The organism is Symbiopectobacterium sp., assembly GCF_051710365.1.
GTDB lineage: Bacteria > Pseudomonadota > Gammaproteobacteria > Enterobacterales > Enterobacteriaceae > Symbiopectobacterium.
On sequence record NZ_JBPETA010000104.1, the window covers coordinates 1 to 11,201 of the forward strand.

General features: G+C 53.7%; 8 protein-coding genes and 2 pseudogenes. 5 read left to right on the forward strand and 5 right to left on the reverse strand.

From position 1 onward, the window contains the following. Positions 1–314: 314 nt before the first annotated feature. Positions 315–1,086 (forward strand): annotated as a pseudogene (locus ACTBDZ_RS10770) (GntR family transcriptional regulator); the annotation flags it as partial. Between the two features lie 9 nt (positions 1,087–1,095). Here the strand turns inward: ACTBDZ_RS10770 and codA are convergent. The 3 genes from codA to codB are packed head-to-tail and all read right to left on the reverse strand — an operon-like array spanning position 1,096 to position 4,838. Continuing rightward, positions 1,096–2,340, reverse strand: coding sequence for a cytosine deaminase (gene codA, locus ACTBDZ_RS10775; RefSeq protein ID WP_438815304.1), 1,245 nt, complete (start codon positions 2,338–2,340; stop codon positions 1,096–1,098). Continuing rightward, the gene (locus tag ACTBDZ_RS10780) at positions 2,337–3,572 is read right to left on the reverse strand and encodes a PucR family transcriptional regulator (protein ID WP_438815305.1); all 1,236 of its coding nucleotides are present in this window, start codon (positions 3,570–3,572) and stop codon (positions 2,337–2,339) included. The genes codA and ACTBDZ_RS10780 overlap by 4 nt, the downstream gene beginning before the upstream one ends. A 3-nt stretch (positions 3,573–3,575) precedes the next feature. After that, positions 3,576–4,838 (reverse strand): cytosine permease, encoded by a 1,263-nt coding sequence (gene codB / locus ACTBDZ_RS10785; protein ID WP_438815306.1) that lies wholly within the window; start codon positions 4,836–4,838, stop codon positions 3,576–3,578. Between the two features lie 499 nt (positions 4,839–5,337). Here codB and nsrR point away from each other — a divergent pair, with 499 nt between their 5' ends. The 3 genes from nsrR to rlmB all read left to right on the forward strand — a co-directional run bounded on the left by nsrR (position 5,338) and on the right by rlmB (position 9,063). Continuing rightward, entirely contained in the window at positions 5,338–5,763 is a 426-nt protein-coding gene (gene nsrR, locus ACTBDZ_RS10790) for a nitric oxide-sensing transcriptional repressor NsrR (protein WP_438815307.1), read from the forward strand. Positions 5,764–5,804: 41 nt separating this feature from the next. Then, a complete protein-coding gene (gene rnr / locus ACTBDZ_RS10795) occupies positions 5,805–8,267 on the forward strand; it encodes a ribonuclease R (protein WP_438815308.1) in 2,463 nt (820 codons plus the stop codon). Positions 8,268–8,328: 61 nt separating this feature from the next. Further along, positions 8,329–9,063 (forward strand): 23S rRNA (guanosine(2251)-2'-O)-methyltransferase RlmB, encoded by a 735-nt coding sequence (gene rlmB / locus ACTBDZ_RS10800; protein ID WP_438815309.1) that lies wholly within the window; start codon positions 8,329–8,331, stop codon positions 9,061–9,063. A 42-nt stretch (positions 9,064–9,105) separates the two neighbouring features. On the opposite strand, the gene bsmA is transcribed toward rlmB, so the two are convergent. Then, on the reverse strand, positions 9,106–9,414 hold the full coding sequence (gene bsmA / locus ACTBDZ_RS10805) for a biofilm peroxide resistance protein BsmA (protein WP_438815310.1): 309 nt from the start codon (positions 9,412–9,414) through the stop codon (positions 9,106–9,108). 89 nt (positions 9,415–9,503) lie between these two features. Next, positions 9,504–9,886 (reverse strand): annotated as a pseudogene (locus ACTBDZ_RS10810) (YgiW/YdeI family stress tolerance OB fold protein). Between the two features lie 741 nt (positions 9,887–10,627). Here ACTBDZ_RS10810 and ACTBDZ_RS10815 point away from each other — a divergent pair. Continuing rightward, positions 10,628–11,182, forward strand: coding sequence for a hypothetical protein (locus tag ACTBDZ_RS10815; RefSeq protein WP_438815311.1), 555 nt, complete (start codon positions 10,628–10,630; stop codon positions 11,180–11,182). Positions 11,183–11,201 lie beyond the last annotated feature (19 nt).

Below are 11,201 nucleotides of genomic sequence, written 5' to 3' on the forward strand. Positions count from 1 at the left end.
CTTGTTATAGGAGGGCCAGTTAGTGATTTTAAAATTTTGTTTTGCCATGGAGACCTGATTTTGAAACAACTATGGTGATCTGTTCCGATGATTACCCAAACTTTCTATTTATTCAACAAAGCCATTCGAATTGTGTGGGTTGTCGGCATATAAGACTTTTCATTTTTTATTCTCTACATCAATTTCCCCTGGTGCATTTATCTTTTCCTAAAACCAAGGACCATGTTGCAGGGTGTTTTCAGTAATGTGATAAATCACACTGACTTCGGCTCTTAATCGGTTTTTAATGAATAAAAAACCATAACAGGTACTTTATGAGCCGTACACCTACCTTACGCCAGCATGTAATTAACCAGTTTCTCGATGCGATAAATCAGGCTTCGCTGGTTTCCCCGTTGCCTTCGCAGGCGGTGCTGGCCGAGATGTTCAACATCAGTCGGACTACCGTGATGCACACGCTGGATTACCTGACAGAGCGCGGCATCGTGGTGCGCGAAGGCGGCAAATATCACATCGCGCGTGTGCCGGAGAACAATGACGGTTTTGATGTGATTGCGGAAACGCTGGAGGAACAGACGGCACTGTTCGAAAAGCGCTTTTATCACATGATCAACCAGCGCCAGATAGTGCCGGGCGATGCCTTTACTGAACTGCAATTGGCGCTCTGGTGCCACGTTCGACCGGTAGTCGTGCGCGAATTTCTGCTGCGCTTCTCACGTTACGATCTGAGAGAGTCTGCGCCGGGGCTATTGGCGCATGAAGCAGTTCGATCAGGCCTATGCCGAAAAACTGTTCGAACTGCGGGAGATGTTGGAAACGCACGCGCTAAACGCCTTTATGAACTTGCCCGACAGTGACCCGCGTTGGATCACGGTGAAAGAACTGTTGGAGAGCCATCGCGAACTGCGCAATCGCATTCAGGAATACTATCGCCTGTTTTCGCCGTTGGATCAGCAACTGCACCAACTGATTATTTCTGCTGCGGATAATCCGTTTTTCGATCAGATGAGCGAGATAATCTCGGTGGTGTTCCACTTTCACTACCAGTGGGACGAGCGTTCGCTCAAGCAACGCAATACGCTGGCGGGAGGGAGCTTATGCCGGATAGATCAGTTGTTCCGGTATGCGCTGCATGATGATCTTGCAGTGACGAATGGAAACGCGCGCTTTGGCCTGCTTGCGCACGGCTTCGTAGTTGTTTTCTGCATCCAGAATCACCAGATTTGCCGGGCGGCCCACAGCAATGCCGTAGCGGTTACCGAGGTTGAGTGCCTTGGCGCTGTTATCGGTGACGAAATCCAGGCAGCGTTGCAGGTCGTCATATCCCATCATGTGGCAAATGTGCAATCCGGCATCAAGTACGCGCAAGATATTGCCATTCCCCAGCGGATACCATGGGTCTTTGATGGAGTCTTGTCCAAAACAGACGTTCATACCCGCGCGATCCAGTTCCGCCACGCGGGTAACGCCACGGCGTTTCGGGAAGGTGTCAAAGCGCCCTTGCAGGTGGATACTCTCGGTGGGGCAAGAGACAAAACTGATCCCTGAGCGCTTCAGCAGACGGAACAGTTTGGAGCAGTAGGCATTATCGTAAGAGCCCATCGCCACGGTGTGGCTGGCGGTCACTAATTCACCCACTTGACGTGCGCGAGCTTCTTCCGCCAGCACTTCGAGAAAACGCGACTGTGCGTCGTCGGTTTCATCGCAGTGCACATCCACCAGACAACCGGTGCGTTCAGCCAAATCCATCAGAAATTTGATGGAACTGACGCCTTGTTCACGGGTGTATGCGAAATGGGGAATGCCGCCGACCACGTCGGCCCCCATATCGATCGCGGCCTCCATCAGGCGACGGCCATTATCGAAAGACTCAATGCCCTCCTGCGGGAATGCGACAATCTGAAGATCGATCAGATCGCGCGCTTCTTCTTTCACTTCCAGCATCGCTTGCAGCGCGGCCAGCGTCGGGTCGGTTACGTCGATGTGGGTGCGCACATGCTGAATGCCGTGATCGCGCAACATACCGATGGTGGTGTGGGCGCGATGTTTGGTGTCTTCGTGGTCGATGGTGGCTTTGCGCTGGCCCCAGCGCTCAATGCCTTCAAACAGTGTGCCGCTCATGTTCCATTCTGGCTCTCCTGCCGTCAGGGTAGCATCCAGATGGATATGGGGCTCCACCAGCGGCGGGATTACCAGATTGCCTGCGGCATCAAGCACATCGGAGGCAGTAACTGGCGCGATTAAGGTCGGTTGCGCATCGATGGCGGCGATCGCGCCATCCTCCAGGGTGAGGGTGAACAGGCCGGATTGATGACGCAGTGCGGCATTGATGATTTTCATAGAAACTCCTGCTGTTGCGCATGAGACATGCGCCAGATTAAGAGGGCAACGGAGACGTTGAGTCGCCACTGCGGATCGTTCACGCGGTGGTCGGATTGACGTTCGATCCGTTGCAAGCGTTGATTGAGGGTGTTGCGGTGAATACCGAGACGCTCGGCGGCTTTGATAACGTTGCCGTTTTCTTGCAGTATTGCCTCCAGCGTGTCGATCAACAACGCCGGATGTTTACGGTTGGCGGCAAACAGTGGTCCCAGTGTTTCTTTCATAAAACGGTTGACCAGCTCTTGGTCGGGAATTGCTGTCAGTAATTGCAGCACGCCCAAGGCGCTAAAGTCACAGATCCCTTTGTCGGGACGCATGCTTTCAGCCACTTCCAACGCGCGTCGCGCCTCACCTAATCCGCGTCGATAATGGTGTGCCTGGGTGACTGTGCAAGAGAGGCCACAAAATAGCGACAGCGGTTGGAGCGACGGGCTTAATGACTGGCGCATTTCTCCCAGCCAGGCTTTGCCATCAAGAAACGCTGCATCCTCTTCGGGCCAGAACAGAATAAACAGTTCACCCAGCGTGACCAGCGGCAGCGAAGCGGGCTGGGCGGCAAGCCGCTCTTCCAGCGCCTGTTGCAGCGTCTGACGCGCGGCTTGTAGCTGCGCTTCTGCACTGTCCGGCGGATGGTTATCAAACAATGCGGGGATACCTGACAGGCGCAGAGTAATCACCCGGTGCGGGCGGTTCAGCGTCAACTGTAAATGCGAAGCACGTTGACGCGTCAGTTCGATGCTGGGGTAATCGCCGGTAAGCAGTTGGGTCAGAATTTCCCGCTGTGAACGTAGCAGGCTGTCGCGTTGTACCAGTGCCGTGCCCACAAGCTGAATGACGATGACCATCTTCAGCATGTAGGGCTGTTCAATCAGGGGTATACCCAGCAGATCCGCCAGTGCAACGACAGAATCAGGGATTGCATGAATAAACGCCTCACCGGTGAGAATAACCATCCCGGCGATGCCGCTCTGATGGCCTTCCTGCAACAAACGCAGCAGGTTCGCTTCATCACGGGCGTGGTTGATGCCGGTAACGAATACCAGTTCACCGCCCATGATCCAATCCGCGATCCCTTCGTTTTCTGCCACGTAGTACCAGCGTACCGGTCGATGGCAGTGGCGTTGGCCTGCGCGTAGCCGCAGGGCTTCAAGCCCTGGCAATGCCAGAATGTCGCCCACCGTGAGGTTCATGGCTTATTCTCCTGACAGCGCCACCGTGGGCGCAAAACGTTTTGCCAGCACGCTCAGCAGCACATAGCTGCCTGCCGAAGCGGCAATCCCCACCAGTGGTGCAATCCACGGTGACAAATAAGCCAGAATTGCACCGATAGCATAGGCACTGAGGCCGATGTAGTTGAAGCGGGGCAGAGTAGTGGATTGAATGGACGGATACTGGCAGCGATAGCGGAAAACATAGTCCGCCATGATAACCCCGCCAATCGGAGGGATGATCGATCCCAGCAGGATCAGAAACGGAATCAGCATTTCATACATGCCACCAATCGCGAGCACAATGCCAATGGCGGCACCTATCAGCGTCAAGGTATGACGTCGCTCGCTGCGCAGCAGGTGGCAGGCGGCGGCGGAAACGTTGTAGATGGTCGGCCCTTGAATGGTCCACAGGTTCAAACACAGCATGATCACCGCAGCGATTGAGAGCCCCTGCAACATCATCACGGCAACAATATCCGCCTGTTTGTAGACGATGGCGCAGTAAGCGCCGGAAATGATCATCAGCCCGTTACCGCCGAGGAAACTGATAAAGCTGGCGCTGACGGCGATGCGGCCGCTGCGTGCCAGGCGTGTCCAGTTGGTGGCCTGCGTTGCACCACTGGCGAAGGTGCCGAATACCATGGTGATAGCGGCGGAAAAGCTCATGGTTTGGTCTGGTACAATTTTTGCCAGCCCTTGCCAGCCGCCGACGTCATGCGTGGCGATCCACATGGAGACAATCAGCATCACAAACATCAGTGGTACCGAGATGCGTGACAGCGCATCCAGCCCTTTGTAGCCGACGATGGCGGTAAGGCAGAAGCCGAGGCCAAACAGCACCATCAATAGTGATGTTACGCTCTCTGGCAGCGCCAGCAGCTTGACCAGCGCAATCGCTACCGTGGTGGTTCCCCAGGCATACCAACCCAGTTCGGCAAAACCGAGCAGAAAATCAGAGAGTTTGCTGCCATGTTCTCCGAAACAAAAACGGCCCATCAGCACCGAGTTCAGGCCGCTGCGCGCGGCGATCAGTGCCAGTGCGGCAGCATAAGTGGCCAGCAAGACATTACCGATTATCGCCACCCATAGTATATCGACGATATTGAATGCGACGCCGATTTTTCCGCCAGCAAACATGGTGCCGGTAAAAAAGGTAAAGCTGAACAACACAATGGAGATGGAGAGTAATCCCTTGCGCCCCTCTTTGGGGGCTTCGCTAAGGGGAAATTCGTTTTGAGCCGACATCGTTGCGTTCCTCTGAATATGCCTTCGCGAGGGCTGATAAAAACGCGGGAAATACAGCAATATCCGTGCCCGTTTTACGGCAGAAAAAGATGGATAAACAGAATAACGTTATCAGTGCATAGTGCACACTTATAGCTGTTTTTCACTGTTTATTCGCCCCGTCTTTGTGCATGGTGGTGTGCATTGCACAAAAATGGGGGATGTCTTTTAGCAGGGAAAAAGGCAGAACCGATGTTCAAATCCAGGGAATATGCTAAATAATTCGCCGGATCATTTGCGACTGGTTTATTATTGCTAGTAAATCTGGCTCTTATGTTATTTTCCGTTCATGTTAGTGGCGTATTTTCTTTCTGCGGCGTTGCGGTTCAGGCTGTAAAAACGCAGTAGTGTGCTGCTGGCATGAGCTTTGATGATTTGACGAACGCTGTTGCGATGGACATTGTTGCGATGAACATTGATACCACGTTCCTACCGATACTCGAGGGTATCAGAGGTTTCTGTGCAGTTAACCAGTTTTACGGATTACGGATTACGCGCGCTGATCTACATGGCATCACTGCCTGAAGGGAAGATGACGAACATTACTGAAGTGACGCAAGTGTATGGCGTCTCTCGTAATCATATGGTCAAAATTATCAATCAACTTAGTCGGGCTGGCTTTGTGATGGCAGTGCGCGGTAAAAATGGCGGCATCCGTTTGGGCAAGCCTGCGCAAACCATTCGCATTGGCGATGTGGTACGCGCGCTGGAGCCGCTGTCTCTGGTCAACTGCAACCATGATTTTTGCCACATCACGCCAGCATGCCGCTTAAAAGGGGTGCTGCAAGAGGGCGTTCAGCGCTTTCTCTCCGAACTGGACCAACATACGTTGGCCGATATGGTGAAAGAGAACCCGCCGCTTTATAAATTATTGTTGGTTGAATGAAGTCCGTTCAGCCTTCTGCTGAAGACAACGGAGGAACCGCAATGTCCCAAGATCCATTCCTAGAACGAGAAGCAGAAAAATACGAATCACCCATTCCCAGCCGCGAATACATTCTGGCCCACATCGAAAAACGCAATACGCCCATAAGCCGCGATGAACTGGCTGCCGATTTGGAACTCACTACGGAAGAGCAGCAAGAAGCGCTGCGCCGTCGTTTGCGCGCGATGGAGCGTGACGGTCAACTGGTGTTTACCCGCCGCCAATGCTATGAGTTGCCGGAAAAACTGGATTTGCTGCGTGGCACGGTGATCGGCCACCGCGACGGTTTTGGTTTCCTGCGTGTAGAAGGGCGCAAGGACGACTTGTACCTGTCGGCTGAAGAGATGAAACTCACTATGCACGGCGATGTGGTGCTGGCCCAACCGCTGGGTGCCGATCGCAAAGGGCGGCGTGAGGGCCGTATCGTGCGGGTGCTGGAACCGCGTACCGGACAGATTGTCGGTCGCTACTTCCTTGATGCCGGTATGGGGTTTGTGGTGCCGGATGACAGCCGCCTGAGCTTCGATATTCTTATCCCGCAAGAGAACATCAACGGCGCCCGTATGGGCTACATGGTGGTGGTTGAGTTAACTCAACGTCCCACGCGCCGTACCAAAACCATCGGGAAGATTGTTGAGATCCTGGGTGATAAAATGGGTACCGGCATGGCGGTGGATATCGCACTGCGTACCCACGATATCCCGCACACCTGGTCGAAACAGGTCGAAGAACAGATCAAAGATTTCAACGAACAGGTGCCGGAAAGTGCGAAAAAAGGGCGCGTCGATCTGCGTTCGCTGCCGCTGGTGACGATTGACGGTGAAGATGCGCGCGATTTTGACGATGCGGTCTACTGCGAGAAAAAACGCGGTGGCGGCTGGCGTCTGTGGGTTGCCATTGCTGATGTCAGCTATTACGTGCGTCCCAACACGCCGCTGGATCATGAAGCGCGGGCGCGTGGCACCTCGGTCTATTTCCCTTCGCAAGTGGTGCCGATGCTGCCGGAAGTGCTGTCGAACGGCCTGTGTTCGTTGAACCCGGACGTGGATCGGCTGTGTATGGTGTGCGAGATGACCATTTCAGCCACCGGCAAGCTGACGACATACAAATTCTACGAAGCCGTGATGCGTTCCCATGCGCGCCTGACCTACACCAAGGTGTGGCATATGTTGCAAGGTGATGCGGAACTGCGTGCGCATTACCAGCCGCTGGTAGGCGGATTGGAAGAGCTGCACAAGATGTATCAGGTGCTGGAAAAAGCGCGCGAAGAGCGCGGCGGTATCGCCTTTGAAACCGAAGAAGCGAAGTTTATCTTCAACGCGGAACGCCGTATCGAACGCGTGGAATCGATGGTGCGTAACGATGCGCACAAACTGATTGAAGAGTGCATGATTCTGGCCAATATCTCGGCGGCCAGATTCGTTGAGAAAAATCAGGAGACTGCGCTGTTCCGGGTGCACGATCGCCCGAGTGAAGACCATGTGCTGGCACTGCGCAGCGTGCTGGGTGAGCTTGGTTTGACGCTGAAAGGCGGTATGAAGCCGGAACCCAAAGATTATGCAGAACTGATGACGCTGGTGGCGGATCGCCCCGACCATGAAATGCTGCAAACCATGATGCTGCGCTCTATGAAACAGGCAATTTACGATCCAGAAAATCGCGGTCACTTTGGTCTGGCGCTGACATCATACGGTCACTTCACGTCACCGATTCGCCGCTATCCCGATCTGTCACTGCACCGTGGCATCAAGTATTTGCTGAGCGATCGTCGCGAGCGTTGGACGCCGACTGGCGGTTGGCACAGCGATCTTAATGAGATGCTGCAACTGGGCATGCACTGTTCGCTGACTGAGCGGCGGGCGGATGAAGCCACGCGCGATGTCGCCGACTGGTTGAAATGTGACTTTATGCAGGATCACGTCGGTGAATCTTTTACCGGGATTATTTCCAGCGTGACCGGCTTTGGCTTCTTTGTGCGCCTCAACGATCTGTTTATCGATGGTCTGGTGCATGTCTCGACGCTGGATAACGACTACTATCGTTATGACAATGTGGGCCAACGCTTGATCGGTGAATCGAGCGGGCAGGTCTATCGTCTGGGTGATGAAGTCGAAATTCGCGTGGAAGCGGTCAATATGGATGAACGCAATATCGATTTCTCTCTGCTCTCCAGCACACGCAAAGTGCGCGGTGAAGGCAAGACTGCACGCGACAAGGCGAAAAAACCGGAGCGCCGTGAGGCGCGGCCAGCACGGCGCGGTGGTAAGAAACCGGCTAATTTTGAACCTGACAGTGTGTTTCGCAAGGACGATAGAGCAGGGAAAAAGGCTGCGCCCGATAAGGTGAAAGCAAAGGCCAAGGCGAAGAAAAAGACCGACAAGGCGCAGAAAAACGCCGAGAAAACGCGTAAAATCGCCGCCGCCACCAAGGCGAAACGCGCCAGTAAAAAGAACGCGGCACAGTAATGCCCGCAGCGAGCGGCGGAGCTTCCGCCGTTCGTTAACACATCACGTTTGAAGAGTATCAATGAGCGAAATTATTTACGGTATCCACGCGGTCAACGCCCTGTTAGAACGCGATCCACAGCGTTTTCTGGAAGTCTTCATCCTCAAAGGGTGTGAAGATCGCCGCTTGCAACCGGTGATCGCGGCCTTGGAAGCTAATGGCATTGTGATTCAGGTAGCGAATCGTCAGTGGTTGGATAGCAAGGTCGAAGGGGCCGTGCATCAGGGGATCGTGGCGCGCGTCAAAGAGGGGCGTCAGTATCAGGAAAACGATCTGCCGGATCTGCTGGCAAGTGTAGCCCAGCCGTTTTTGTTGGTACTGGATGGCGTTACCGATCCTCACAACCTCGGTGCGTGCTTGCGTAACGCGGATGCCGCCGGGGTGCATGCGATCATTGTGCCGCGCGATCGTTCTGCGCAACTCAATGCCACCGCGAAAAAAGTGGCCTGCGGGGCGGCGGAAAATGTGCCTTTGATCCGCGTGATCAATCTGGCGCGCACGCTGCGCCTGTTGCAGGAAAATCAAGTGTGGATCATCGGGACCGCGGGTGAAGCCGACCACACGCTCTATCAAAGCAAGCTGACTGGACCGCTGGCGCTGGTTATGGGCGCGGAAGGGGAAGGGATGCGTCGCTTGACGCGTGAACACTGTGATGAGTTGATCAGCATCCCGATGGCCGGTAGCGTTTCGTCACTTAACGTTTCGGTTGCGACCGGCGTTTGTCTGTTTGAAGCGGTCAGACAGCGTCTGGCGTAACCACCCCTGTTTTGTGCATCAACGCGGTATCAACGCGTCTGCTTAGCGATACAGCACGGCGCGTGATGTCCACATGTTGGTCAATGCGTGCTCTTGCTTCAACGTGATGGTGTAACAGCGTGCGCCGTAAGCGTCTGCTTTTTGTTGAATGGCACGATCGGCGTCGTCGCTACTGCCTCGCACGTTGACCGATATCGAGCCCATTTTCTCTAAGGTGCCGGTTTGCGCATAGACGATAAGCTGCGCCTGCTGCGTTGGCAGCGGCAGCGGCATTGGCTTGCTTTGAAAAGCACTACAGGCGCACAGCAGCGTCATGAGAAAAAAGGTGATGAACCGCGTAAGCGCAGTCATAAGTTCCTTGCAACTGTAAAAAAGGGCGGGGGGTGTTTCGCAGCTTGCCCTGAGTGAACAGGGGCGTCAAGCCCCTCGGTGGTGGCGCGTTATTTCACCAGATGTACTGATTTAACGTCGATCTCTACGCTATTCCAGTCTTTATCTACTTCGCCTTCGATACGTATTTTGTCATTGGGCGTGACTGTTTGCCCTGCCCAGCGTTTGTCATCGATATCAACATTGACGGTGCCAGAGCTGTCACGAAACTCGTACAGTTCATGTCCTAACTGCCGCACCAGATGACCTTCCAATACCACCCATGCATCGTCCCTGAGCGTTTTAGCCTGTTCTACGGTGGTCAAACCGGGCACCGGGCCTTTAAATCCGCCCGACGTAGTGCCGCGCTGTTCGGTGCGACAAATCCCCCTTGTTGCGCAACCGCACCAACAGAAACGGCACCCAATAAAAGGGCGATAAACGTTCTCTTCATCATGATGTCCTTGAGGTTATGGCCTGAGATAAGTGTGGATGGTTATGCTCTTATTCTCAAGAAATGAAACGCTTTATCCTGTCTTTTAGCGGTTTTATTGTGTCTTATAACAAGGGTGTTTTCTGTAACATGCTGTTTATTATTTGATTTATCATCCCGCCTTTTTTTCACTCATCTTTTTTAACCCTTTTAGAAAGGTATCTTTCCATGACGTTGTTACCTCCAGTTTCGGGCGCATCAGGCGGCTCGATGTATTCTGTGATGCCACCGTCTCGGTGTAAAACGCCATCAAACCTGGTTCACGATGAACGTAAACCGCTACGAGATACGTTGCGCGCGGTATCCGTTTCCCCTCTGACGTTGGAATCCGGTGTGGAGACCGCTAACAAGGCATTCAAGCTTGGTAACACGCGGGGAAACACAGGAGCATCACGCGTTAAAAAAACGGTGCTATTGGGGGGACTTCTTCTATTGGGCGAAATGGCGTGGCGGGCAGGGGCTACCGGGATCGCCGCTCTTCGCTCGCGATATCAGGATGAACCTGAGAGGCTGCCTATCGATTTGTATCCTGGCACTGCCCACGTTGGGACATTTTCACCCTATTTACCTCCCGCCGGATATCGCGATAGCGTATCGGCGATTTTGCCGCTAGCGTCCGAGTCGGTGGAACACGCCAGCGCGCTTGCTGACGTGAACCCTGAGGTGTATCCACAGGTTGAGGTGCTTTCAGACGCTGAGCATATGGAGCTGGCGGATTATTTGCGTCAGTTTCAGACCTCAGAGGAAAGGAATTCGGATCACGCCATAAGAGCGCAGCGCAATACCAAGAATTCTTCCTCACCGATCTCTCGTTTTAACCTGATGTATGACCGCGCTAAATTACCGGCGGCGGATAAGTCTCATGTCATTGCCATATTGAGTAATGAATTTTTGCGTTTTCCCTTGCAAGACATTAAAACACGAGGACCCGCCTACACCTGGATGGTTCTCGATATGCTATTGCTGGGGCTGGGGGAAAAAGAGACACCGTTTCGCCTTAGCTATCAAAAGCTGGGACGCGCAGCCCGCCGACGGCTGGCGAAATTCAGCCACATCAGCTACGTCAAACAGTATCTGAATGAAACGCCTCCGCATTTTGCGCCCAGGCGCAAGACGGCCGCAGCGCAATCGTTGATGAAAAAATATGCGCTGGAATCACGTCAGCATGCTATTCACCACTCCGCATACTGGCAGGGAAATGCGGCAGGTCTGAACCGTGTAATAACAGACGTATACAAGAAATATTATGTGTATTAGTCGCGACTTGATCTGACAC

Excerpts from the sequence above, each read along its gene's own strand:
- codA (WP_438815304.1), bottom strand. The coding sequence starts at position 2,340 with ATGAAAATCATCAATGCCGCACTGCGTCATCAATCCGGCCTGTTCACC.
- rlmB (WP_438815309.1), top strand. The coding sequence starts at position 8,329 with ATGAGCGAAATTATTTACGGTATCCACGCGGTCAACGCCCTGTTAGAA.
- ACTBDZ_RS10780 (WP_438815305.1), bottom strand. The coding sequence starts at position 3,572 with ATGAACCTCACGGTGGGCGACATTCTGGCATTGCCAGGGCTTGAAGCC.
- rnr (WP_438815308.1), top strand. The coding sequence starts at position 5,805 with ATGTCCCAAGATCCATTCCTAGAACGAGAAGCAGAAAAATACGAATCA.
- bsmA (WP_438815310.1), bottom strand. The coding sequence starts at position 9,414 with ATGACTGCGCTTACGCGGTTCATCACCTTTTTTCTCATGACGCTGCTG.
- codB (WP_438815306.1), bottom strand. The coding sequence starts at position 4,838 with ATGTCGGCTCAAAACGAATTTCCCCTTAGCGAAGCCCCCAAAGAGGGG.
- ACTBDZ_RS10815 (WP_438815311.1), top strand. The coding sequence starts at position 10,628 with ATGGAGCTGGCGGATTATTTGCGTCAGTTTCAGACCTCAGAGGAAAGG.